This is a genomic window from Pseudomonas nunensis (assembly GCF_024296925.1).
GTDB lineage: Bacteria > Pseudomonadota > Gammaproteobacteria > Pseudomonadales > Pseudomonadaceae > Aquipseudomonas > Aquipseudomonas nunensis.
This window is the reverse complement of record NZ_CP101125.1, coordinates 2,285,065-2,310,762: the sequence shown is the minus strand read 5'-3', so window position 1 is coordinate 2,310,762 and position 25,698 is coordinate 2,285,065. Positions and strand designations below refer to the sequence as shown.

The following is a 25,698-nucleotide window of genomic DNA, read 5'->3' as shown; positions in this document are numbered from 1 at the left end:
CGGGGGCGTGGCGGTCGCGTCCGATATTGTTTTTATAAAGTGGTCATGGGGGAGCTGACGCAATGAGCGGCGTCGGGAGCGGATTCTTTGCGTCAGGACGCAGCGGCGTCAAACGGGAAAAAAGCGAGGTCAGGCATAAGAAAATTTGATGCGCCCGAAGGCCGACTCTGGAGTAACAATTGCAACCAGTCTCTGCATAAGAACCACAAACACCAAGAGAACCGCCATGAACCTCAAATTCCTCGAAACCTTCGTCTGGGTCGCTCGCCTGCAAAGTTTCAGCCTGACCGCCGAGAAAATGTTCAGCACCCAGGCTGCGATCTCCAGCCGCATCGCTGCGCTGGAAGACGAGTTGGGCTTGCGCCTGTTCGTGCGGGACTCGCGCGGGGTGTCGCTGACGCCCGAAGGCTTGAAGGTGCTCGACTATGCCGAGCAGATGCTTGAGGTTCAGCGCGCGTTGAAGCATTCGCTGGACAACACCAGCCCGCAACAGGGCCTGGTGCGCATCGGCGTGATGGACACAGTGATCCACACCTGGCTCAGCCCGTTGATGTCGACCCTGATGCAGACGTTTCCCGCCGTGGAAATCGAAATCACCGCCGACGCCGCGCGCAATCTCTGCGAACAACTGCAAAAGGGTTATCTGGACATCGTGTTCCAGACCGACCTGATCCGCCACGAAAGCGTGCGAAACCTCGAATTGGCGCATTACCCCATGCACTGGATCGCTGCCAGCAACTCGATTTATGCCCGGCCCTACGCGTCGCTGATCGACATGGCCAGCGAGCGCATCATCACGTTCGTCAAACACTCGCGGCCGCATCAGGACGTGCTCAACCTCCTGCACGCCCATGGCATCAGCGCGCCACGGGTCAGTTGCGTAAATTCGGTGTCAGCCATGACCCGGCTGATTCGCGACGGCTTCGGAATTGGTGCGTTGCCGGCGGCGTTGGTGGCCAAGCCCCTGGCCAGCGGCGAATTGATTCAGCTGGAGCCCGGCACCGGCCTGCCGCAACTGGATGTCGTGGCTTCGTGGCGCGCCGGGGTCGGTCTGGAGCTGATAGAAAGCATTGTCGACATGAGCCGCCAGGTCGTCGGCCAATACGCCATCGATGTCGGCCCGCAACGCATGGTCGCGGCACCGGGTCTGAACAGTCGGCAACCCCTCGAATAACTTTTAGTTGTCTGGGGGCAACAACATTCCTTGTTGGACGGCATCGCCACGGTTTTCTAAAAAGTACCCACGAACCTGTGGAGCTACCGTGATGAATCAACCCGCCCTGTCCTTCGAACAATTACAACAGCGCGCCCCGCTGGCCCTGCGCCAAAGCATCGCCGCCGGACAGTATCAGGGCCACACCAGCGGCCTCGGCCAAGGCCGGGTGCAAGCCAATATCGTGATTCTGCCCAGCGACTGGGCGAATGAATTCCTGCGCTACTGCACCCTGAATCGCCAGGCTTGCCCGCTGCTGGACGTGACCGAACCGGGGGATCCGTTCTTCCGCAATCTCGGCACCGCGATCGACATTCGCCACGACGTGCCGCGCTACCGGGTCTATCGCCATGGCGAGTTGTGCGAGGAACCGCTGGACATCGAGTCCTTGTGGCAGGACGACCTCGTGGCCTTCGCCATCGGCTGCTCGTTCTCCTTCGAACAACCGCTGCTGGACGCCGGCATCGCCCTCAAGCACATCGATCTGGGGCGCAATGTCGCCATGTACCAGACCAATATCGACACCCGACCCACCGCGCGCCTGGGCGGCAAACTGGTGGTCAGCATGCGGCCGATGAAAGCCGCCGCCGCGATCCAGGCGATCCAGATCACCGCGCGCATGCCCAACGTTCACGGCGCTCCGGTGCATATTGGCGATCCGTCGCTGATAGGCATCCGCTCGCTGGACGCGCCGGATTACGGCGACGCGGTGCCGATCGCAGCCGATGAAATCCCGGTGTTCTGGGCCTGCGGTGTGACGCCGCAATCGGTGGTGCAAGCCTCGCGTCCACCGCTGTGCATCACCCATGCGCCGGGCTGTATGTTGGTGACGGATCTGTGGAACAGCGCGATGTGATTGTTCAGCCAGCCTGCAAGCGCTGCCGATACTCGCTCGGGGTCTCGTGCATTTCATGGCGGAAGTGTCGATTGAAATTCGACAGGTTGGCATAGCCGACTTCGAAGCAGATATTCGCCACGCTCAGGCTGCTTTGCGCCAATAAACGGCAGGCCCGCTGCACCCGCAGTTTGCGCGTCAGGTCGACGAATGTGTGGCCGGTGGCGCGCTTGAAGAACTTGGAGAACGCCGGCTCGCTCATCTCCAGGCGCTGGGCGATCACGGACAGGCGCAGTTCCTCGGCGAGGTCGTTGAGGATGTAGTCGAAGACGATGCTCATGCGCTGGGCCGTCAAGGCGTCGAGCATCGGTGCGTATTGCAGGCTGGCGAGGGTTTTTCTTTGGCTTTCCGGCGCCGAGGCCAGCAGTTGCAGCAGCGACAGGAACAGGCACAACCGCGCAAAACCCTGACTCTGGCCGATCTGTTCCAGCAACTCGGCGGCTTTCTTGCGCGTCGCACCGCTGAACTCGATGCCTTGGGCCGCTTGCCGAAACAGGCTTTGCAGTTCGTTGAGCTCAGGCACCAGGTTGCGCAGTTGCATCAATGCTTGGCCGTCGAACTGCAACACCACGTCACGGCCGGCGATCACCTCGCCTTTGCCCAAGTCGCTGATCCAGTCGTGCGGCAGGCCGGGGCCGATCAGCGCCACGTGGCCAGCCTCGAACAGGCCGATGTAATCCCCCGCCAATAGCCGACCGCTGCCCTCGCGGATCAGGTGGATTTCGAATTCGGGATGATGATTCCAGCGCGCCAGATCGAAGGGATAGTCATGCTGATACCAACGAAAACTGTGTTGGGGCTCGTTGAGGATGACTTCGAGCGCGGGCTGTTTTTCCGCGGTGGCGTAATGGCTCATCACTGTCGAGTCCTTATTATTTTTGTAGACCAAGCAAGATTCACACTAAGGCGTAGGGGTTGCCTAGCGCAATGCCGGACGACGACTGATACTTTTTTGCCGGGCGCAGGGCCGGTTAAAAAAGTATCAGTGCAGCGTATGCCATTCATTTGTGAGGCCCTTGGGCAGCTGTTGTAATCGATTCGCCATCCCGGATTACAACAATAAAAGTTTCTGCTGCCCAGGCCGCAGAGCGGAGAACACGATGAAGCTATTGCCCAACGCACTTTTTCTGTCCGCCGGTATTTCCTTCGCCCTGCTCGGCCACGCCGCCGACACCGTAACCATCGCCACGGTGAACAACAGCGACATGATCCGCATGCAAAAGCTCTCGAAAACATTCGAAGCCGCGCACCCGGACATCAAGCTCAATTGGGTGGTGCTGGAAGAGAATGTCCTGCGCCAGCGCCTGACCACCGACATCGCCACGCAAGGTGGCCAGTTCGACGTGCTGACCATCGGTACCTACGAAACGCCGTTGTGGGCGGCCAAACGCTGGCTGGAACCGATGAAGGATTTGCCCGCCGACTATGACGTCGCGGACATCTTCCCCTCGGTTCGCCAGGGCCTTTCCATCAACGACACGCTCTACGCCCTGCCGTTCTACGGCGAAAGCACCGTCACTTATTACCGTACCGACCTGTTCAAGGACGCCGGGCTGAGCATGCCCGAGCACCCGACCTGGACCCAGCTCGGCGAGTTCGCCGGCAAGCTGCACCACCCGGACAAAGAGCAATACGGTATGTGCCTGCGGGGCAAGGCCGGTTGGGGTGAAAATATCGCGCTGCTGTCGACCATGGCCAACGCGTTTGGCGCGCGCTGGTTCGACGAGAAATGGCAGCCGCAACTGACTGGCCCGGAATGGACCGCCGCCGCCAACTTCTACGTCGATACGCTGAAGCGCTACGGCCCGCCCGGCGTGTCGAGCAACGGTTTCAACGAAACCCTGGCCCTGTTCAACAGTGGCAAGTGCGCGATCTGGGTCGATGCCAGCGTCGCCGGTTCCTTCATCACCGACAAGACCCAGAGCAATGTCGCCGACAAGGTCGGCTTCGTGGCGGCACCGACGCAGGTCACGGACAAAGGCTCGTCGTGGCTCTACGCCTGGTCGCTGGCGATTCCGACCAGCTCCCAGCACAAAGACGCGGCCAAGGCCTTTGTCACTTGGGCCACGTCCAAGGAATACATCCAGCTCGTCGCGCAGAAAGACGGCATCACCAACGTGCCGCCAGGTACGCGGATGTCCACTTACAGCGACGCCTACTTGCAGGCCGCGCCGTTTGCCAAGGTCACCTTGCAGATGATGCAGAACGCCGATCCGGCGCACCCGTCCATGCAGCAGGTGCCCTACGTCGGCATCCAGTACGTGACCATTCCCGAGTTCCAGGCCATCGGCACGTCGGTCGGCAAACAGTTGTCCGCCGCCCTCACCGGGCAGATGTCGGTCGAACAGGCCCTGGCCAGTGCGCAGCAGTCCACCGAACGCGAAATGAAACGCGCGGGCTATCCCAAATAACCACGGTCCTACCCCCTGTGGGAGCGGGCTTGCTCGCGAAGGCGGTGTGTCATTAAACAAATGTGCTGACTGACACACCGCCTTCGCGAGCAAGCCCGCTCCCACACTGGATTGATGTACTTGCCTATCACTCCAACAAACGGAGAAGAACATGAAACGCCTGGAAGGAAAAAGCACCCTCATCACCGGCGCCGCCCGAGGTATCGGCCGGGTATTCGCCCACGCCTATATCAACGAAGGCGCGACTGTCGCAATCGCCGACATCAACCTGCAACAGGCACAAGCCACGGCGGCCGAGTTGGGGCCGAATGCCTATGCGGTGGAGATGGACGTGACTAACCAATCGTCCATCGACGGCGCACTCGCAGCCGTTGTCGCGAAAACCGGCAAGCTCGATATCCTGATCAACAACGCAGCGTTGTTCGACCTCGCGCCAATCACGGAGATTTCCCGAGAGAGCTACGACCGACTGTTCTCGATCAACGTGGCCGGCACGCTGTTCACCTTGCAGGCCGCCGCCCGGCAGATGATCAGCCAGGGCCATGGCGGCAAGATCATCAACATGGCCAGCCAGGCCGGGCGCCGGGGCGAAGCGTTGGTGGCGGTGTATTGCGCAACCAAGGCTGCGGTGATCAGCCTCACACAATCGGCGGGTCTGAACCTCATCAAGCACGGCATCAATGTGAACGCCATCGCTCCGGGTGTGGTGGACGGTGAGCACTGGGACGGCGTTGATGCGTTGTTCGCCAAGTACGAAAACCGGCCGCTCGGGGAAAAGAAAAAACTGGTGGGCGAAGAAGTGCCGTTCGGACGCATGGCGACCGCACAAGACCTGGTGGGGATGGCGATCTTCCTCGCATCGGCCGAAAGTGACTACATCGTGGCCCAGACGTACAACGTGGATGGCGGTAACTGGTTGAGTTGACCCCTGAATCCGGGACAAAAAAACGCCACTCACAGAGTGGCGTTTGCGTGTCCGCCGGCCTGGAAAGTCACCGCAAGGACGATCCGGCTGGTATTGTGCAGCGCTGTGAAAATATGCCGTATGACTGAGGGGAATTTGACGTTGAGTACTGAAGAAAAAATGACCGGGGATTTGTTCGCAGTCGACGATAAGCGTCTGGGGCTCAAGCCCGTCGTGGACTTCAACAGCTATCTGCGCGTGGCGTTCGGCGACGGCAAGTGCACCTGCATTCGGTGTGTCGAAAGCCAGGGCGACGAGACCGGTTATGAGTACCAGCACACCTTCAATCTGGAAGGCCAAGTGGTGCACCGCCGCTTCGCGTCCACAGCCGGTAGCGATGTGTTGATGGTGCTGAAGAAGGCCTGGCTGTCGTATACCAAAGCGGAGCTGGAGGTGTACGGGAATCTGGTGCTGGCGACCGTCAAGGAGTTTGCCGAACCGCAATTGCACAAGCGCTTGCAACCGCTGTTTTTGGCCAGTGGTTTGGTCAAGGATGTTGACGGGAACCTGCAATTGCAGCAACAACTGGCTGCCTGATTATCATTGAATAATCCGCGAAAGAGCGCACCCGCCGAGTGCAGGTGCGCCAACTTTTTATCCTGCCTTGACTGAGCACACAGCCCCTCAGATTCTCTGAAAAAGCATGTATATGCCATGCTAATTTTTCAATTCTTCATCTTAAAAAACATTCTTGTCATCACTGACTGCCGATGCTATAACTCCGTCATATTTCAACTAACATCCAACGAATATTAGAGCAATTGGTCTAATAAGGGCTCTTGCTTTATAAAAATCGCCCCATTATCCGAGCCCTCCCACCATGCCCAAGCTTTCCTCAAGCCAAAGCATTTTTGATTTAATCCAAGAGCTTGAGAACAACATCCCGGGATTGAATAAAAAAGAGTACGTTGAAATACTGGAGTGGATATTCGGCAAGTTAGAGGTGAGTAAATTCGCCTATGTGCATATGGACGCCAGCCCTTTCGAAAGCTCCGACATTGCGATCCACAGCAATTACCCCGCCGAATGGGTCGAGACCTATCGCAAAAACGCCCTCTACAAGTCAGATCCCGTCATGGCGAACTCCGCCATCACCTCGAATCCGTTTTTCTGGAATGAAATTCCGGTCGAATCAAACACCGAGATATTCGAGCAGTCGCAGGAATATGGCATCCAGCAAGGGTTCAGTATTCCGCTGCATGAGCCAGGTCGGGCATTCGGCTCCATTCATTTAACCTCGGAAGACAACGATCCTGACTTTGTGCGCATTGTCCGGGAAAACATGTTCATCATCAAAACCATCAGCATTATTGCCCATCAGTATCGTCCCATCGAAACCAGTACCGAAAGTGCACTGAAATTGACGCCCAGAGAGCATGAATTCTTGCACTGGCTCGCGCTTGGGAAAAACTACAAGGAAATAGGCCTGATCATGAGCATCACCGAGCGAACGGTTAAATTCCACGCCAAGCAAATGACTGAAAAGCTGGATTGTATAAACGTCAAGCAGGCCATGATCAAAGCGCTCTACCTGAACCTGATTTAACCTTTACTGTACTGGTCAGTTAATCTCCCGCGACACCCCTCGTCACCTCAAGTTCCGCACCGCCCCATGACCGCACATCAATAGTGCAGAAATGGGACAGTCATCACATTTTTTCCAAATCACGCAAACACGACTTTGGATGCGACGTTAAACAGCATCACCGAAGCAAAGAGTCCGATTACCACGGATATCGTTCTATTGACCATCCGCCCGGTTATAGACGAATGCAGTTTGCGCCCGCAGTAGGCACCCGTTGCCACCCAGACAAGTCCAACCGGAAAGATAACAATCGAAAACAGCGACATGAATGGCACATAACTATTAAGCGCCAGGAATGTGCCGGTGGGTGCAACAAACGAAACGAAAAACAAACCCTTGGGATTTGTCAGTGTCGCCAGAAACAGTTCAGGAACCGTAATCGCCGCGACAACGGAAGACGCATTGCCCCTGGTCGAAAACCATAACTTCAGCGATATGTAGAACAAGAAACACACAGCAAAGATCTTGGTGCCAGTCACCACCCATGAATAATCCACGGCCAGGCGGTCAATGAACACACCCCAGAGCGTAATCTGGATCATATACGCCAGCCATTCTGCGGCAATCAGCCGGAACGAGTGGGCGTTCAGGCCCCGGCTGATGCCCGATTGCAGCAGCAGGGAATTGGTGGGGCCCGGAACCAACAGCACGGTCAGCAGGGAAATCGCAATGTAGTACATAAGGTCATCCATACCAAAAGCCGAGGCGGCTTATATTTTCAGGAGACGAATCAGTCCATCCTTATGCAATACGTGCCAGGACTGATAAGCGTTATATGGCATCACACCGAAAGAAGAATCGGGATTACAACCGCACTCAGCCAGTGGGCAGAACTGCAATAATTATCGGCCATGACTCAAGCGGACAGAGTTCTCGGGCAAGGGAACCACGTTCCCACACCTTTATTGCTATTTTATTATGCGAATAAAAAGCTCAACTGTATCAATGGCTCCACACCTCCCGCCTACCCAGAATAATGACAGCCCGAAACTACCTGTCGTCGAGTTTGTGATCGAGGCCACAGGCCTGCCAATAATTTATTCAACAGTCAGTATTCAGCACAGGTAGGACAACTAATATTAATGCGCCACACCTATTGAAAAACCAAACTATCAATTAAACAACAACTGGAGAAAACCAGACACTGTACTTAAGGACAGTTGTAATACTTTAGTCTAGCGTTAACAGTAAAGTCCCCACGCACAACCAAGAACGTCAGACCATGAAACAATTTCATAGTGAATTCGAGTTTTCCGGTGTATACACAAGCGTCGGCAGTTACTCGACAATCCCGCCAACAATCCTAGAGCAAATACTCTCAATTCGAAAAGTCGCGTTCATTGATAGAAAAAAATGGGACATTGAAAGCTATCAAGGCAGCGATTATGAGTCCGACGAATACGACGACACCGACGCCATCTATATCTACTCCCACCAAAGAGATCGCGTCACCGGATGCGTCAGACTTCGACCTTCCAGCAAGCCAACCCTTATATCTGGCGCATTAAGTTTCATGCTGACCACGGATAAGACCAGACCCAACACAAAACATTGTTGGGAGGCCACCCGATTTGCACTGGCAGCCAACGATAACTGCATGGGAGAACTTAATAAATCGAACATCGATTTTCGCACGGCGGCAATTTTTCTGTCAATGATAAAGTTCGCCTTCAAACAAAACGTACATACCTATGAAGTTGTTGTAGATGCCATGATGGAGAAGATCCTCAAACGCTCCGGATGGACAGTCAACAGGCGCAACATCGCCCAGGGAACAAAGGGCGAAAAGGTCATATACGGCACTCTCCCCTGCACAACCTCAGTCTTCGAAGAGGTATTCAACAAGAACACTCCAGCCCGCACAACGTTATACGACGAAGTTCTAAGCGACTCATTGATGGCCTGCTAACATCATAGAGCCATCCCGCCCGAATGAACTTTAAACCACAAACTGAAACAAATCAGAAACGCGCTGTATATACACTGATGGCATGTCGAAATTGAACAAAAACAACCCCAATCGAAATCATGACATGGAGAGCCGATGAACTTACAAAGATTGTTCCCGCACGTTGGCAAAGTCATTGCCAGTACAGGTAGCCGCCACTTCCCCCGAATGTTGCATGATCTGATAGTGACGGAAGTACCTGTAGACGCCACCCATATTACGGAGCAGTGGATAGACGACAGGGATATTTCTGAACTGAGCACATCAAGTATTGGCTGCGTCGGACTGAACAACACCTGTATCGATGCCATTATGGACACCCACACGGTAAAAAAGCCGTACCTGCTGGCTGATGATATTTTTTTCGAAGACGCGAAATATCAGAAGCTGCCAGATTTTTCCTGCTGCTTGCTCGCCCAGGACCAGTCAGACAAAGTGCCGCCCAAGGCAGGCGCCCAGTTGCATCTGACCTCCCGGAAAAACGGTCGCCGCTACGTCCTGTCGGTCTACCGCTCCCATCTTTCCCAAGGCTTTTCGCCACAGGAATGTGCCTTCCTGAAAGATTTTTCCTGCCTGCTGCTGCCCATGGTTGAAGAGCACGTTGCTGCCCTGCTCCCCTCGGCACCGTCTCGACCAGACGCGCACATTGCGCTGGATGAACCCGAGCACGGCGGCATGGAAACGTTGCGCCAGCGCTTTGCCGATCGCCTGCTGGAATCGGGATTGACCCTCTCATCTCGCGAAACCGAAGTGTGCGTTGGCCTGTTGGCCGGGCATACGGCGCCGGAACTGGCCGAGCAATTCGACCTGCGAGTGAATACCGTCGAGAGCTACCTGAAACGCGCGGCGATAAAAATGGGGATCGGCGGGCGCCGTTCGCTGATTCGCTGGATGCATTCGGTGGATGCACAACCTGCCACACCCGCACTGCGCAACGCCGTCTAACCCCACTTCCACTCTTTTCCCGACCGCAGCCCACAACAGGCGCGTGTCGGGGAAACCCGCTTCAGCCTTCATTCACCACCTCCCTGCCTGGCACTGCTCCAACCCGACGCTTGAGCGACTGCAATAGGTCGTCCACATAGGTAAAGATCACCGGCACCACCAACAGACTCAGCAACGTTGATGTCAGCAGACCACCGATCACCACGACGGCCATCGGCTGACGGAAACTCGGGTCTTCGCCTATGCCCATCGCGGTCGGCAGCATCCCAGCGCCCATGGCGATGGTGGTCATCAGGATCGGACGCGCCCGTTTGTGACAGGCATCGATCAATGCCTCATAGCGACCCAGGCCAAAATCACGCCGAGCCATGATCGCGTACTCCACCAACAGGATGGAGTTCTTGGTCACGATCCCCATCAGCATCAGCAAACCGATCACCGACGGCAGGGAAAAGCTCAGGTTGCACACCAGCAGCGCCACCAATGCACCGCCCAAAGACAGCGGCAATGCCGACAGAATCGTCGCCGGCTGCAGGAAATCGTGGAACAGCAGCACCAGCACCGCATAGATACAGAACACACCGATGGCCATGGCCAGGCCGAAGCTGCCGAACAGTTCACTCATCAATTGCAACTCGCCGGCCTCCACCAGTTTCACTTCGGAGGGCAAGTTGAGCATCACCGGCAACTGAGTAACCTCGGCCATAACTTCGCCGAGGGTGCGGCCGTTGAGTTCGATGGACAGCGTGATATTGCGCAATCGATCCAGGCGCATGATTTGCGCCGGCCCGCTGCCCATGCGCAGTTCACCCAGGGACGCCAGCGCCACTTGGCCGTCGCGACCGGTCACGCGCAATTGGTTGATCGCATCGAGATCGTTGCGCACCAGCGGATCCATGCGCACCCGAACATCTACCTGACGCTGGGACAAGTTGATCTTGCCGAGTGCCGAGGAATACTCGCCGTAGGTCGCCATGCGCAAGGTGTCAGCGATGTCCTGGCTGGTGATGCCTTGCTCTGCGGCGCGGGCGAAATCGGGGTGCATCTGGATTTCCGGGCGCTGCAAGGCAGAACTGGAGGTCACGTTGCCGATGCCCTTCAATTGCCGCAGCTGCGGCTCAAGAGCACTGGCGGTGCGCACCAGCAAGTCGCCGTCGTCGCTGGCCAGCACGATGTCGAGTTTCTCACCGCTGCCATCGCCGCCGACATTCACCCGCACACCGGGCAGTGAGCGCAGCACCTGGCGGATCTTCGCTTCGACCTCGACTTGCTTGAGATCGCGTTCATCGCGAGGCACCAGGTCGACGGTGAGGATCGCGTCGCCGTTGCCGGTAATGTCCTTGGGCCCCGAGCCCGAGCTGCTGGCGGTGCCGATCGAGCTGAAGACGTGTTTGACTTCGGGCATGGCGTTCAGTCGTTCGCTGGCCTGCTGGGTGATTGCGGTGGTCTGATCCAGGGTCGTGCCGGGCGGCAGTTCCAGAATGACTTTGCTGTGGGCCGTGTCGGCGGGCGGCAGGAAACTGGTGGGCAACAGCGGGATCAGCATCAGCGAGCCGATAAAAAACAGTCCGGCACAGAGCATGGTGGTTTTGCGCCGATTCAGGGTGCCGTGAATCCAGCCCAGATAGCGCGTCATCAAGCGGCTATCGTGTTCGGCCTCGTGACGGGCCCGCAGGAAATACGCCGCCATCATCGGCGTCAGCAGCCGCGCCACCAGCAACGAAAACAGCAGCGCCGCCGAGGCTGTCACCCCGAACTCACGGAAAATCTTGCCGGCGATCCCGCCCATAAACGCCGTGGGCAGAAACACCGCCACCAGCGTCACCGTGGTGGCGAGCACCGCCAGACCAATTTCGTCTGCGGCTTCGATGGCCGCCTCGCGCGGGGTCTTGCCCATACGCAAATGCCGGGCGATGTTCTCGATCTCGACGATGGCATCGTCAACCAGCACGCCGATCACCAGGGCCAGGGCCAGCAAAGACACGGTGTTGAGGGTAAACCCGGCCAGGTAGATCACGCCAAACGTGGGAATGATCGACAGCGGCAGCGCCGTCGCGACAATCAGCGTCGCGCGCCAATCGCGCAAAAACCACCAGACCACCAGCACCGCCAGCAGCATGCCTTCGTACAGCAGGCTCATCGAACCGCGATAGTTATCGAGGACCGACTCCACCGCGTCGCTGGCCTCGACGATGTGCACGTTGGAATGTTGCTTGGCAAACTCAGTCATCGCCTCTCGCACATCCGTGGCCACACCGACATCGGAGAAACCCAGCGAGCGCACGACCTGGAAACCGATCACTGGCTTGCCATCGCGAAACGCCCGGGTGCTGCGTTCGGCGTGGGTGTCGCGAATGTCGGCGAGTTGCCGCAACGCCAGCAGCCTGCCGTCGCCGCTGGGAATGTCGATGGCACCGAGTGCGGCCGGGTCGTCAATCGCGCCCAGGGTCCGCAGTGATTGCTGCCCGCTGCCCAGATTGCCCTGGCCGCCGGAGTTGTCCTTTTGCATCGCCCGCAACTGGCTGGCCACATCCGCAACACGGATACCGAGCCCCGCCATCAACGCAGGATCGAGGTTGACCTGAATCTCCCGATCGACACCGCCCACCCGGGAGATCAGCGCCACACCCGGCACCGACAGCAGCTTCTTGCTCAATTCATTGTCGACGAACCACGACAACGCCTCTTCATCGAGGCTGTCGGAGTCGATCACGTAGGTCAGAAGCGAACTGGCGCTGGTGGTCAGCCGTGAGACTGACGGCGTATCCAGGCTGGCCGGCAATTGCGGCATGGCACTGTCCACTGCGTTGCGCACTTCGTTGAGCGCCTCGTTGCCATCCTTGTCGATGGCGAAACTGACGCTGATGTTGACCGCACCGTCGGTGATCACGGTCGTCACATGCTTGAGCAGGCGCAGGGAGGTGAGTTGATCCTCAAGCTTGCGCGCCACCTCGGTTTCCAGTTGCTCGGGCGCTGCGCCTTCGAGGGAGGCGCTGATCACCACCACCGGCAAGTCCATGTCCGGAAAATCCTGGATGCCGAGCCGGTCAAACCCCACCAGGCCGAAGATCGTCAGCAGGATAAACAACATCACCGCCGGGACCGGATGGCGGATCGACAGCGCCGAAATATTCATGGCTGGGCCACCTGCGGCTGCGCCGGGACCAGGGTCACGCTCGCGCCATCGCTGAGAAAGGCGCCGCCAGCACGCACGATGCGCGCGGGTTCATCCAGGCCAGAGAGGATTTCCACCGAGTTCATCAGGCGCCTGCCGACTTCGACCGGACGCTGGGCGACGTGGGAATCGTCACTCAGGGTGAACACGTAAGAACGACCGTCCCGCAGGATCACCGCCGTATCCGGCACGGTCAGGGCTTCGCGCGGCGGCAGTTCGATCTGGCCACTGGCGTACATGCCAGCCTGGGCCGGGCTGTCTTTCGGCAGCGCGACATACACCACAGCGCGACTGGTTTTGGTACTGAGCGTCGGCGACACCAGCCGCACCTGCCCTTCCAGGCTTTGTCCGCCCGGCAGTGTCAGGCGCGCGACCTGGCCTGCCTCGACGCGGGAGAGCTGACGCGCATCCAGTTCCGCCTGCCATTCGATGCGCCCGTCGCGCACCAGGCGAAACAGCTCGTCACCCGCCGTCGGCACCTGGCCGAGCAGCGCCGTACGCGAGGAGATAATGCCGTCGTCAACCGCGACGATGCGTGTCTGCTTGAGGCGGATCTGCGCGGTTTGCAGTTCGGCTTTGGCGCCGGCCAGATCGGCCTTCGCGGTGGCAACCTTGATCCGGTAATCCTCGCGCTGTTGTTCCGACAAGGCGCCGCCCTGCCCGACGATACCGGCACGGCGATCATTGGAATTGGCTTGCTGCAAACTGGCGACAGCCTGGGCGACCAGTGCCTGCTGCTTGCTCTCTTCGGCCAGCACGGTTTCCGGAGCCAAGGTCGCCAGCAACTGGCCTTTTTTCACCCTACTGCCGACATCCGCTTCGAGGCTGGCGATGCGCAGGCTGCTGGTCTCGGCACTGATCACCGCTTCCTGCCACGGCGCCAACGCACCGCTGGCCGACAGCAACTGCGGCCACTGTTGCCGACGTGCCTGGACGACTTCAACGCTCAAGCTGCTGACACTCGGGGCCGCCGCTTGCGCCACCGGCTCCGGGTCTCGGCGCAGGGAGACAAAAATCACCACCGCCACGATTACGCCCGCAGCGATCAACCCATTGCGCAGGGCCGGCCTCACGCTCCGTCCCCCCGGGATGCCGTTTGCGCCTGGCCAGCTTGCCAGCCACCACCCAAGGCCTTGTACAGGGCGATCCAGTAACGCACTTGGTCCTGCTGCAAAGTGATCAATTCAATCTCTGACGTAAGGGCCAAACGGCGTGCGGTTTCACGGTCAAGCAGGCTGACACTGCCGGCCTGCCAGTTGCGGTCGATGGCCGCGTAGGACTCTCGGTAGCCGGCGGTGGAACGCTCGACTTCAACCTCCCGGCGCCGCGCTGCATCGAGGCGCACCAGGGATTGTTCGACTTCCATCACGCTGGTGCGCAAGGTCTGGCGATACAGCGCCAGCGCTGAGTCGTAGTTCGCCTTGGCGCTGTCCACCACCGAACGGCGCTTGCCGCCGTCGAATATTGGAATCGACAAGGCCGGGCCGAATGTCCAGGAACGGTTCAGATCACCGAGGATGCTGCTCACGGAAAAGTTGCCGGACAGGCTCAGACTGGGAAAGCGGTCAGCTTGGGCGACGCCGATGTCCGCATTGGCCGCCGCCAGTTCGCGCTCGCTGGACGCCAGGTCCGGGCGCTGACGCAGCAGGTCGGCGGGGATTTGCTGGACGTTGAGTTGCGCAGGCTGAGGCAATTGCGCCGGTGTACGGCTGAGCACTTCGATCAGTTTGCCTTCATCGCTGCCGGTCAGCGCGACCAAGCTCTTAAGCAACACCTGGCACTCGCTCTGCTGGCTGATCAGGGTTGATTCGTTGCTCGCAGCAGTGGCGTCTGCCAGGGCGGCATCGGCAGACGAAGTGAATCCGGCCAGCAGCGACTGGCGCGTCGAACGTGCCGTCTGTTGTTGGGACTGCGCCTGATCGCTGTAGGCCAGCGCCAGCTTCTGACAACCACGGTATTGCACGTAACTGTCGCCGACTTGGGCCGCCAGCGAGACGCGGGCATCATGCCAGTCATCCACCCGCGCTTCGATGCGGGTCCGCGCAGCTTCCTTGTTACGGCGCAGTTTGCCGAACAGGTCCAGCTCCCACGCCGCATCGAACTCGGCGGAAGAGCCGGACCCGCTGATGCGGTCGACGCTGGTCAACTGCCCCCCGCGCCCCCCGGACAAAGTGCCTTGGACATTCGGCAACGCATCCGCTGAATTACTGTCCAGGGTCGCCCGGGCCAAAGCGATCTTTGCAAATGCCTGATCCAGCGACGGGCTGTCCGCTTCGGACAGGCGCAACAACTCGGCCAGTGCCGGGTCGTTGAACTGCTGCCACCAGTTGGTCAAGGCGGCCACGGAGGCGCCATGCGGCAGCGGCGCTTGCCATTTCGCGGGGATCGGCACCGCCGGCTCCTTATAGTCAGGTCCAAGCGTGCAGCCGCTCAGAGCCATGGCGCACAGTGCCATCCACAATTTTCGGCCTGAAGGCTTGAAGGCATACATAAAAGTCCCTTGGCGCCTGACGCAGGCACAGGCACGGCTCAGGAAGGCGATACATGCAAGATGATCAGTCAACGAAGACGACGTAATAGTTGTGCTTCAAAGTTGCTGGCCTCGACATGAATGAATGAGGCGGGTATGTGATTGATTTAAACCTATGCCTGTTTTTATGTCTGGCATGGGAAACAGGGACATGTCCCGGCAGATAAATTGGCGATTAACGCAGGGCTCCAGCAGAATCAAATCCGGTTCAAAAAACGTCTTTCGCACTAGATAAAACTTCGGGTTTCATCGAGTCGAAAGTTCGCCACCCTGAACAGTTAATTCCTTTAAATACAAACGATTGAACAATAAAAGATAACGTCGTTATCTGTTTCTCATGACAGGCAAACTTGATCGGGCCAGCCAATCGGCTGTTGAGCCAATTGGCTAACTACGCCTGATCGAAACCCATCGCGCGGGCGAACACTGCGACATCGCCTATCCCGGACTTCAACGCCGGTCAGATGATCTTTCCTACGGCCAATGAGTGATCGAATATGGAAGAGTTAAGCTATCTCAGCAAAGTCGAATCGAATGCGCGCACTTACGCGCGAACGTTCCAGCGCCTGTTTGTCAGTGGCAAGGGCATGCGCGTCAAGGACGCCAGCGGCCATGAGTTCCTCGATTGCCTGGCGAATGCCGGCACGTTGGCCCTGGGACATAATCCGTCCGAGGTCCGGGACGCGGTGTTGCATTTCCTCGGCGGCGATCACCTGCAGCAGGCCCTAGACCTGGCCACGCCGGCCAAGCACGCCTTCGTGCAGGAATTGTTTTCGATGTTGCCGCCGAAAATGCGCAACACCAGCAAAATCCTGTTCTGCGGTCCCAGCGGTTCGGATGCGGTCGAAGCCGCGATCAAACTGGCACGCCATTACACCAAACGCTCGACCCTCATGGCCTTCCATGGCGGCTATCACGGCATGACCGCCGGTGCACTGTCGGCAATGGGCAACCTGCATCCGAAAGCCGATAACGGCCTGATCGCCCAGGGCACGCACTTCCTGCCCTTCCCCTATCGTTTTCGTTGCCCGTTCGGCACCGATGGCGAAGCCACGGATCAGCTGTCCATCGATTACATTCGCACCGTGCTGTCCGACCCGGAGGGTGGCGTGACCAAACCGGCGGCGGTCATTGTCGAAGTCGTGCAAGGTGAAGGCGGCTGCATTCCGGCCTCGGCGAATTGGCTGCGGGCGTTGCGGGACATCACCCAGGAACAGGGGATCTTGCTGATTGTCGACGAAGTCCAGACCGGACTCGGCCGCACTGGCAGCACCTTCGCCATTGAGCACGCGGGGATCGTTCCTGACATTCTGGTGCTGTCGAAAGCCATCGGTGGCGGCTATCCGTTGTCGGTGATTGTGTTTGCCGAGCACCTGGACACCTGGAGCCCGGGCATGCACGCCGGCACCTTCCGTGGCAATCAGATCGCGATGGTCGCCGGTGCGGCCACCATGCGGCATATCAAGGAAGCTAACGTGGTTGCCCACGCGGCGAAAATGGGCACGCTGCTGGAAAGCGGTTTGCAACAGATCGCGCAGCGTTATTCATTCATGGGCGACGTCCGCGGTCGCGGGCTGATGCTCGGGGTGGAAATCACCAAGCCCGGAACCCACGGACGCGCTGGCCCTGGCGACGGTGCCCGGGCACGGGCGATCAAACTCAACTGCTTCGAGAACGGACTGATCATGGAGACCGGTGGACGGCATGGGGCTGTGCTGCGGTTCCTGCCGCCACTGACCATCACCGAATCCGAGGTTGGCATGGTGCTGGATCGCTTCGAACAAGCGGTAAAAAAATCCGGAGAAGCCCGCCAGCTCTATGCCGGTGAAAAAGCCTAAAGCTTGACATTCAACCTGTGGGAGCGAGCCTGCTCGCGAAGACGGTGGCATGTTCAACATCTCTGTTGACTGACCCACCGCTTTCGCGAGCAGGCTCGCTCCCACATTCGATCTCGGGCACTCACAAATCATGAGTTCACAGCAAATCCCATTGTGGGAGCGGGCTTGCTCGCGAAGGCGGCTTCAGCTTCAACATTGATGTCGACTGATATACCGCTTTCGCGAGCAAGCCCGCTCCCACAGGGGATGGTCTTCCACTGGGGGATGGTCTTTTCCTATCAGTCCCGCGCCAGTGCTTCGATCGGATCAAGCCGCGCTGCATTGCGCGCCGGTACGAAGCCGAACACGATGCCGATCAGTGTCGAGCAGACGAACGCCATGATGATCGAGCCCATCGAGAACACCATCTGCCATTCCTTGACCAGCAAGGAGAAGATGAAGCCGATGCCGAATGACAGGGCGATCCCGATCGTGCCGCCCACCAGGCACACCATCACTGCCTCGACCAAAAACTGCTGGCGAATGTCCGACTGGCGTGCGCCAACCGCCATGCGAATCCCGATTTCACGGGTGCGCTCGGTCACCGAGACCAGCATGATGTTCATCACCCCGATCCCCCCGACCACCAGCGAGATCACCGCGATCAGCGACAGCAGCAACGCCATCGACTGACTGGTTTTCTGCACGGTTTGCATGATGCTGTCGAGGTTGTAGGTGAAGAAGTCCTTCACGCCATGACGTTGTTCCATGAGCTTGATGATGTTGTCCTCGACCACTTTGCTCGGCTGGCCGTCCTTCATGCGCACGGTGATGCTGTCGAGGTAGCGTTGGCCCAGCAGCCGACCGGCCGCAGTTTCGTAGGGCATCCACACGTTCAGGGCCTTGCTGGTGTTGAACACGCTTTTCTTGTCCTCGGTCACGCCGATAACCGTGCACGGCAGGTTGTCGACCAGGATCACCTTGCCCAGCGGGTCGACGTTCGGGCCGAACATGCGCACGCGGGTGTTGTGGTCGATCACCACCACCTGGGACTGGCGCCGGGCATCGTCCTTGCCGAACACGACGCCCTCGCCCAGCTTGATCCCGCGCACCTGGAAGTAACTCTCGCTCACGCCGTTGACCGTGGCGGTCACATCAATGTTTTCGTAGCGCAGCAACAGGTTGCGCCCGACGTTGGGGGTGGCGCTGTCGATGTAGTACTGATCGCTCAACGCGGTGACATCGGACAGCACCAGGGTTTCGATGGCGGACGCACGGCTGTCGCCCCAGTCGGTGCCGGGGAAAATCTCGATGGTGCTGCTGCCGATCGCGGCGATGTCCTTGAGGACGTAGCGCTTGGCGCCTTCGCCGATGGCCACGATCGACACCACCGAGGTGATGCCGATGATGATCCCGAGCATGGTCAGCAAGGTGCGCATCCGGTGCGAGATCAGCGCTACCCAAGCCATGTTGAACGCTTCACTGAATAGCCCCAGGCCAGCGACCAGGCGGTTGGCCTGCTTGACCTTGGGCGGGCGTTCGTCCTGCACCGGCAGGTCCTCCACCGGACGGTCGAGGTTGACGCGGTCGCTGACGATCTCGCCGTCCTGAATCTCGATAATGCGCTTGGCATTGGCCGCGACTTTTTCATCGTGGGTCACGATGATCACCGTATGCCCCGCCGCATTCAGCTCCAGCAGGATCTTCATCACCTCCTTGCCGCTGGTGGTGTCGAGGGCGCCGGTCGGTTCATCGGCGAGGATCACTTCGCCGCCGTTCATCAACGCTCGCGCGATACTCACCCGCTGCTGCTGACCACCGGACAACTGGCTCGGCCGGTTCAACAAGTGCCCGTCCAGCCCCAACCGCGCCAGCAATTCCCCGGCTCGGTTGTGCCGTTGCGTTTCGGCGACACCCGCATAGATCGCCGGCATCTCCACGTTATGCAAAGCGCTCAAATGCGGTAGCAAGTGGTAGCGCTGGAAGATGAAACCGAAGTGATCGCGCCGCAGCACCGCCAGTTCCCGGTCGTCCATGGCACTGGTTTCTCGCCCGTCGACCTTGTAGCTGCCGGAGCTGGCGTGGTCGAGGCAGCCGAGCACGTTCATCAGCGTTGATTTACCCGAACCCGAGGCCCCGGTGATCGCAACGATCTCGCCCGCATTAATGGTCAGGTTGATGTCTTTAAGCGCCTTGAAATCCTTCTCGCCCGCCATAAAGCTGCGGCTGACGCCCTTGAGTTCCAGTAATGGTCGGCTCATGGTCAGGCCCCTGCCACGGCCGGCGTCGGCTCACCGATCACGACCTTGTCGCCTTCGGCCAGGCCTTCCTTGATCTCGGCCTTGACGTTGTTATTGATGCCGGTCTTCACATTGCGCATCTGTGCCACGCCCTGAGCGTCCAGCACCCGCACCGAAACGCTGCCGTCGCTGTTCTTGGAGCCCAGCGCCGCGACCGGAACCGTCAGCACATCCTTGGCCTTGTCCAGCACGATGCGCACTTGCGCGGTCATCGAAATGCGCAAGCGATGGTCGGGGTTCGGCACGTCGAACAAGCCGTTGTAGAACACCGCGGTGTTTTGCTTGGTGGTGCCGGAAGCCTGGGTTTCCAGGAAGTTTTGCGGCGCAGGTTCGGTGCCGCGCAGCTTGGCGTAGTAGCGTTTTTCCGACTCGCCGAGGATGGTGAAATACACTTCCTGGCCCGGCGTGATGTGAATCACGTCGGCCTCGGAGACCTGGGCCTTGACGGTCATGGTGTCGAGGTCAGCCAGTTTGAGCAGCACCGGCGCCAGTTGCTGGGCGATCACGGTCTGGCCTTCCTGGGTCACGACCCCGACCACATAGCCGTCGATGGGCGCGACGATGTGGGTGTAGGCCAGATTGACCCGTGCGGTTTCGATCTGGATTCGCGCGTCCTTGATCTGTGCGTCGAGGGACACCAGATTGGCATTCTGTACCTGGTAGTTGGACTCGGCGGTTTCGTACTCCTGCTTGGAAATGGCATCGTCCGGTTGCAGTTTTTTGTAGCGGTCGTAAGTCGCCTTGGCGTCCTTCAGTTGCGCGGCGGTCGCGCGTTTCTTCGCCACCAGGTTTTCTTCATTAACCTGGGACTGGCGCAGGGCGTTTTGCAGCACCACCGGATCGATCTCCGCCAGCCACTGGCCCTTGGTGACCTTGTCGCCCAGTTTGACCTTGAGGGATTTGAGCTGGCCGGAAACTTGCGCACCGACGTCTACCTGCTTGATGCCCTGCAGGATCCCAGCGGCCAGCACGGCGTTCTCGATGTCGCCGCGTTCAACCGTGGCAGTCAGGTACTCCGGTGGTTTTCCGGGGGATTGAGCGCTGTAGAAAATCAGACCAGCCACCACGACCAGTACGCTCACGATAGCAATCTTGCGAAACTTCGACTTTTCCATAAATGACCACGAATGCGTTGATGTCAGGCCCGGCCAGACTGCGGCCGGGAGCCATTGATAAGAGCGTCGTGTTGCCTGGAACCGTCGCCGCTCATGGTTGGCGAAGCCCGGTTCAGGGGTTCGCCGGCACTGCTGAGTGACGACTGTTCTGCACGAGGAGACGACGCCTAGACGTAGTCATTGGCGGCCTCCTCATCGAGGATCGGAAGGCTGTCCTGCCACCAGGCTGCCAGGTTGTGTACGTGAGGTGCCTTGAGGATGGTGAAATGGTTGCCCGGACCGTACCAGATACTCAGATTGGGTACATGCTTGCGCCAGCCTTCGATCATTTCTTCTTGCTCGCGTTTGTTACCAGCCGTGTCCAGAGTCGGATCGTCGGCCAGCACCAGGCGCACCGGCCCGGTGTATTGATGTTCAGGTTGATAGACCGTACGCAGCGCCGTGCCAAAGGCGCGTGCCGGTCCGTTCATGGAGTTCGCCGCCGAACGCTGGGGCAACATACCGGCGCGGACCATGCCGGCGTGCAGCATGCGCATCTGTCCGGCGTCGTCTTGCTGACTGAAGGCTGTGGCATCGATCCCCAGCGACTTGCCGGACGCCAGTTGCATCGCTTCGATCAAGCGCTTCAACACGCCGGTTGCGGTGTAAGGTTTGCCGACCACACCGTTGCCGCCCGGTGACTCGCTGTCGATCAACGTCAACGACGCCACGTCACGTCCATTGGCGCGCAAGCGTGCGGCCATCTCGAACACGATCCAGCCGCCGAAGGAATGCCCGAGCAAATGCACCGGCCCTTCGGGTTGCACCCTATCAACCGCTTGCAGATACGCTTCGGCGGCGGTTTCCACCAGGCTGTAAGGCACGGTGGTGCCGTCCAGTCCGCGAGGTTGCAGCCCATGAATCGGCCAGTCCGGGCCGAAGGCATCGGTCAGGCCGATAAACCCGGTCACGCTGTCACCCGCCCCCGGCACACAGAAGATCGGCGCCTGACCGGAACGTCCGCCCTGAATGGTCAGCAGCGGTTGGTAGTCGGTCTTCGATGCGACGGCTGGCGGACGTGTTGCGGCGGTGTGTAGTGCCTCGTCGATGAACCGCGCCAGGGTTTGGATATGCGGTGCCTGCATCATCGTCTGGTGATCGCCGGGCACCGTGACACATTGGATCTGCGCCTTCGGCAGCACGGCGTCCCAGCCCAGATAACCGGAATGCGCGGGTGCGTCGTCCTTGCGCTGCTCGGCAATGAACAGGTGCACTGGCGCGCTGACCGGATACACCGTGTAGTGGGCCAATGCGTGACCGTGTGCCACTTCGCGGTCCAGGTAGTGCCACAGTTGCGCGGCGCTGTAATCGGCGAGTTCCGCCGGCAGCAGACCTTCGGCGGCGCAATGCTGCACCAGCGCTTCAAAGTCGAAAGTGTTCACCTGCAAACGGGTCAGTTTCGCCAGGACAGCGGAGACGTCCGAGTCCTGGGCTTTCCAGAACACCTCGCAACGGTCCAGCAGATGCACTTTGTGCGCATCGACCGGCGACCAGCGTGCCCGGCCCTGATCCACCAGTCGTGGCAGGTAGGTGTCGATCAGGCCGAGGAATTCGACCTTCTCGTCCAGGCCAATCAGTTGAATGGCGATCTCGTAGGCCAGCACCCCACCGAACGACCAGCCGGCCAGGCGGTACGGCCCTTGCGGTTGCACCGAACGGATGATACCCAGCAGGCGAGTCGCCAGGCATTCCATGGTCTGCAACTGTTGCTCGCCCCACGGAATGCCCGGCAAGCCGTAGACCGGCGTATCCGGATCAATGTGTTTGCCGAGTGCCGGGAAGTACACGTCGAGGCCACTGAATTCATGCACCAGGAACAGCGGATTCTGCGTGCCCGCCTCGCGCACCGGCAGGATCCCGGTCGGTGAAGAAACATCGCTGCTGCGCGCCTCAAGCATCGATGCCATCGACGCGATGCTTTCGTGCTGGAACAACTCGGCGAGGGAAACGCTCAGGTCAGCCTGGGCCAGCAGCCCGATCAAGCGGATCGCCAGCAGCGAATGACCGCCCATTTCAAAGAAGTTGTCATGGCGGCCGATGCGATCCAGCTTCAGTACTTCGGCCCACAGCGCGGCCAGCGTAGTTTCCAGCTCGCCCGATGGAGCTTCGTAATCGCGGCTGGTATAGGCGTCGGCTTCCGGTGCTGGCAATGCGCGGACATCGACTTTGCCGTTGAGCGTCAGCGGCAACGCATCGAGTTTCACAAAGGCTGCCGGGATCATGTATTCCGGCAGCAGGGATTGCAGTTGCAGGCGCAAGGTCTCGGCGTCGAGGTGTTCACCCCGGGCCTGCACGGTGAAGTAAGCCACCAGACGCTTGTCGCCCGGGCTGTCTTCACGCGCCATGACCCAGGCTTCGCGCACGCCGTCGCACAAGTGCAGACGGGCTTCGATTTCGCCGACTTCGATACGGAAACCGCGAATTTTCACCTGGCCGTCATTGCGATCGAGGTACTCGACGCTGCCGTCGGGCAACCAGCGGCCGAGGTCGCCGGTGCGGTACAGGCGTGCCCCTGTGGTGTCGCTGAATGGGTCGATGATAAAGCTCTCCTTGGTCAAGTCAGGACGATTCAAGTAACCCAGGGCCACACCGGCGCCGCCGATATGAATCTCCCCCGCCACCCCGACCGGCACCGGTTGCCCGGCCGCGTTGAGGATGTAGATGCGGGTGTTGGAAATCGGTCGGCCGATGGGGATGTTCACGGCACCATCCGGCACCGAAGTCACCCTTTGTGTGGTGGCGAAAGTCGTGGTCTCGGTGGGGCCGTAGCAATTCAACAACTGCAACGCCGGCGCGTGGGCCAACAGGCGTCGGAACGACATCGGGTCCGCGCGCTCGCCACCACACATCAGAATGCGCAGGCGTGCCAGGGCGTCCGGGATCAGCATCACGTAATGGTTGAACATCGCCGTGGTGAGGAACAACGCCGTGGCGCCCGAGTCCGTCAGCACTTCGGCGAATGACGTCGGGTTGAGCAACGCTTCGTGATCAATCACCACAATCCGCCCGCCATTCAGCAGCGCGCCCCAGACTTCCATGGTGCTGGCGTCGAAGGCCGGGTTCGAGGCGAAGGCCACGCGATCCTGTTCGGAAAAGTCTGCGTAAACGTTGTTGATCACCAGTCTGCCAATCGCCAGGTGCGGCACGATCACTCCTTTCGGTTGGCCGGTGGAACCCGAGGTGTACATGATGTACGCCGGGGTATCGCTGGCCTGGATCGGTTCGGCGGCAGGCGACTCATCCGGCAGCAGCAGCGTGTCCAGATCTACCCGCAACGTGCCTTCGGGCACAACGCGGTCGCTGCTGGTCAGGATCAACGTTGCCGCGCTGTCCTCCAGCATGAAGCGCTGGCGGTCCTGCGGTGCATGATGATCCAACGGCACATACACGGCGGCGCACTTGAGGATCGCCAGTTCGCTGATGATCAGGTCGAACGAACGATTCAACAGAATCGCCACGCGCGCTTGCGGCGTGACGCCTTGGTCGCGCAGGTAATGTGCCAGGCGATTGGCCCGCGACTCCAGCTCGCCGTAAGTCATTTGCAGCCCGGCATGTTCGACGGCAATTGCGTCGGGACGCGCCGCAGCCTGGGCTTCAAACAGGCTGTGCACCGTCTGCTCTTGCGGGTAGATCGCGTCGGTGGCGTTGAACTCGATCAGCAGTTGCTGACGTTCGCTCAACGGCAGGATCGACAGGCTGCGCAGCGGCGCTTCCGGCGTGCGTTCAAGCGCATCGACCAGGCTTTCCAGTGCCGCATGCATATAGCCGCAGACCCGTTTCGCACCGATCTGCGAAACCACTAACGCCGTGAGCACGAACGGTTCGCCGAGGTCGTCGACGTTCAGCGACAGCGGATAGTTGCTCCATTCTTCGCCGCCCAAGCCTTCAATCCCGCTCCAGGCTGACTGCGCCTCACTGGTGACTTGGGTGGCGCTGTGTCGGTAGTTCAGCAGTGCGCTGAACAGCGGCGCTGGTGCCGCCACGCCACTGCAACGTTGCGCCAGGGCCAACGATGCGTGTTCGTGACCGAGCAATGCAGCGAGACGCGTGTGAGTGGCCTTGACCCCGGCTTTCGCGCCCAGGGTTGCGACATCCACCCGCAACGGCAAGGTGTTGATGAACAGGCCCAACGCACGATCGGCACCCTCGCCGCCCTGCATCCGGCCCATCAGCACGGTGCCGAACACCACGTCTTCCCGACCGGACACGCCCGCCACCACTTGTGCCCACGCCAAGTGATGCAGGCTCGCGGCGCTGACGCCCAGTTGCCGGGCCTGCGCTCGCAGACGTCGGCTCAAGCCTTCTTCGACCACCAACTGCGCTTGCTCGACGCCGGTGGCGTCGCCCTCCACATCGTGCAGGCCGAACGGCAAGGTCGGTTCCTTGATGTCGCTGAGCATGTCGCTGAAGAACGCTTCGTGCGCACCTTCGCTCATGCCGAGGCGAGCCTGCGCTACATAGTTGCGGTACGGCACCGCCTCGCCCAGTTGCGCTTGCTGGCCCAGCAAATACGCCTGCATTTCGTGCTGGATCACTTCCAGCGCGGTGTGGTCGAGGGCGATGTGATGGAACAGCAGCAACGCGACCCAGTGCTGACGGGCTTCGTCATAGGCGAAGGCCAGACGCATCAACGGAGCTTCGCGCACATCGAGTCGGTAGTGGCTTGGGTCGAAACGTTCGCGAAGCTGTGCCGAGACATCGCCGTGCTCGACTACGCACTCATCCACGATCAATCGAGCTTCGCGCAAGACCACTTGTACC

17 protein-coding genes (1 of these 17 only partly in view) are annotated in these 25,698 nt (G+C 59.5%); 9 read left to right on the top strand and 8 right to left on the bottom strand.

What is annotated here, in order from left to right; all coding sequences use genetic code 11:
• The first annotated feature begins 226 nt into the window (after nucleotides 1-226).
• Both NK667_RS09875 and NK667_RS09870 read left to right on the top strand, forming a co-directional pair.
• Nucleotides 227-1,174: a LysR family transcriptional regulator gene (locus tag NK667_RS09875; protein WP_054614556.1), complete on the top strand. Its 948-nt coding sequence runs from the start codon at nucleotides 227-229 to the stop codon at nucleotides 1,172-1,174.
• A gap of 91 nt (nucleotides 1,175-1,265) precedes the next feature.
• Nucleotides 1,266-2,069, top strand: a complete 804-nt coding sequence (locus tag NK667_RS09870; RefSeq protein ID WP_054614555.1) for a putative hydro-lyase — start codon at nucleotides 1,266-1,268, stop codon at nucleotides 2,067-2,069.
• A gap of 4 nt (nucleotides 2,070-2,073) precedes the next feature.
• Here the strand turns inward: NK667_RS09870 and NK667_RS09865 are convergent, their stop codons facing one another.
• Nucleotides 2,074-2,964, bottom strand: coding sequence for a helix-turn-helix domain-containing protein (locus NK667_RS09865; protein WP_054614554.1), 891 nt, complete (start codon nucleotides 2,962-2,964; stop codon nucleotides 2,074-2,076).
• Nucleotides 2,965-3,208: 244 nt separating this feature from the next.
• Here NK667_RS09865 and NK667_RS09860 point away from each other — a divergent pair, with 244 nt between their 5' ends.
• From NK667_RS09860 to NK667_RS09845, 4 genes are all read left to right on the top strand, one after another.
• Entirely contained in the window at nucleotides 3,209-4,519 is a 1,311-nt protein-coding gene (locus NK667_RS09860; protein ID WP_054614553.1) for an ABC transporter substrate-binding protein, read from the top strand.
• A 151-nt stretch (nucleotides 4,520-4,670) separates the two neighbouring features.
• On the top strand, nucleotides 4,671-5,444 hold the full coding sequence (locus tag NK667_RS09855; protein ID WP_054614552.1) for an L-iditol 2-dehydrogenase: 774 nt from the start codon (nucleotides 4,671-4,673) through the stop codon (nucleotides 5,442-5,444).
• Nucleotides 5,445-5,585: 141 nt separating this feature from the next.
• Complete coding sequence (locus NK667_RS09850; RefSeq protein WP_054616238.1) at nucleotides 5,586-6,020, top strand: hypothetical protein; 435 nt, start codon at nucleotides 5,586-5,588, stop codon at nucleotides 6,018-6,020.
• 283 nt (nucleotides 6,021-6,303) lie between these two features.
• Complete coding sequence (locus NK667_RS09845; RefSeq protein ID WP_082356697.1) at nucleotides 6,304-7,029, top strand: helix-turn-helix transcriptional regulator; 726 nt, start codon at nucleotides 6,304-6,306, stop codon at nucleotides 7,027-7,029.
• A 119-nt stretch (nucleotides 7,030-7,148) separates the two neighbouring features.
• On the opposite strand, the gene NK667_RS09840 is transcribed toward NK667_RS09845, so the two are convergent.
• The gene (locus tag NK667_RS09840) at nucleotides 7,149-7,748 is read right to left on the bottom strand and encodes a LysE family translocator (protein WP_054614551.1); all 600 of its coding nucleotides are present in this window, start codon (nucleotides 7,746-7,748) and stop codon (nucleotides 7,149-7,151) included.
• A gap of 542 nt (nucleotides 7,749-8,290) precedes the next feature.
• Here NK667_RS09840 and NK667_RS09835 point away from each other — a divergent pair.
• Both NK667_RS09835 and NK667_RS09830 read left to right on the top strand, forming a co-directional pair.
• Nucleotides 8,291-8,977 carry an acyl-homoserine-lactone synthase gene (locus NK667_RS09835; protein ID WP_054614550.1) on the top strand — a complete coding sequence of 229 codons (687 nt, stop codon included), beginning with the start codon at nucleotides 8,291-8,293 and terminating at the stop codon, nucleotides 8,975-8,977.
• A 135-nt stretch (nucleotides 8,978-9,112) separates the two neighbouring features.
• A complete protein-coding gene (locus NK667_RS09830; protein ID WP_054050462.1) occupies nucleotides 9,113-9,961 on the top strand; it encodes a helix-turn-helix transcriptional regulator in 849 nt (282 codons plus the stop codon).
• Nucleotides 9,962-10,022: 61 nt separating this feature from the next.
• On the opposite strand, the gene NK667_RS09825 is transcribed toward NK667_RS09830, so the two are convergent.
• The 3 genes from NK667_RS09825 to NK667_RS09815 are packed head-to-tail and all read right to left on the bottom strand — an operon-like array spanning nucleotide 10,023 to nucleotide 15,576.
• Nucleotides 10,023-13,097 (bottom strand): efflux RND transporter permease subunit, encoded by a 3,075-nt coding sequence (locus tag NK667_RS09825; RefSeq protein WP_054614549.1) that lies wholly within the window; start codon nucleotides 13,095-13,097, stop codon nucleotides 10,023-10,025.
• Nucleotides 13,094-14,209 (bottom strand): efflux RND transporter periplasmic adaptor subunit, encoded by a 1,116-nt coding sequence (locus tag NK667_RS09820; protein ID WP_413786144.1) that lies wholly within the window; start codon nucleotides 14,207-14,209, stop codon nucleotides 13,094-13,096. Before NK667_RS09820 ends, NK667_RS09825 begins: the two co-directional genes overlap by 4 nt.
• Nucleotides 14,206-15,576 (bottom strand): efflux transporter outer membrane subunit, encoded by a 1,371-nt coding sequence (locus NK667_RS09815; RefSeq protein ID WP_269084489.1) that lies wholly within the window; start codon nucleotides 15,574-15,576, stop codon nucleotides 14,206-14,208. Before NK667_RS09815 ends, NK667_RS09820 begins: the two co-directional genes overlap by 4 nt.
• A 587-nt stretch (nucleotides 15,577-16,163) precedes the next feature.
• On the opposite strand from NK667_RS09815, the gene NK667_RS09810 reads away from it, so the two are divergent.
• The gene (locus tag NK667_RS09810; RefSeq protein WP_054614547.1) at nucleotides 16,164-17,504 is read left to right on the top strand and encodes a diaminobutyrate--2-oxoglutarate transaminase family protein; all 1,341 of its coding nucleotides are present in this window, start codon (nucleotides 16,164-16,166) and stop codon (nucleotides 17,502-17,504) included.
• Between the two features lie 278 nt (nucleotides 17,505-17,782).
• Here the strand turns inward: NK667_RS09810 and NK667_RS09805 are convergent, their stop codons facing one another.
• The 3 genes from NK667_RS09805 to NK667_RS09795 form a co-directional block, all read right to left on the bottom strand.
• Entirely contained in the window at nucleotides 17,783-19,744 is a 1,962-nt protein-coding gene (locus NK667_RS09805; protein ID WP_054614546.1) for a MacB family efflux pump subunit, read from the bottom strand.
• A gap of 2 nt (nucleotides 19,745-19,746) precedes the next feature.
• The gene (gene macA / locus NK667_RS09800; RefSeq protein WP_054050451.1) at nucleotides 19,747-20,898 is read right to left on the bottom strand and encodes a macrolide transporter subunit MacA; all 1,152 of its coding nucleotides are present in this window, start codon (nucleotides 20,896-20,898) and stop codon (nucleotides 19,747-19,749) included.
• Nucleotides 20,899-21,065: 167 nt separating this feature from the next.
• Nucleotides 21,066-25,698, bottom strand: partial view of a non-ribosomal peptide synthetase gene (locus tag NK667_RS09795; protein ID WP_054614545.1) — the end only. It continues 26,201 nt past the right edge of the window; the window shows 4,633 of its 30,834 coding nt (coding positions 26,202-30,834); the start codon falls outside the window, past its right edge; it ends in the stop codon at nucleotides 21,066-21,068.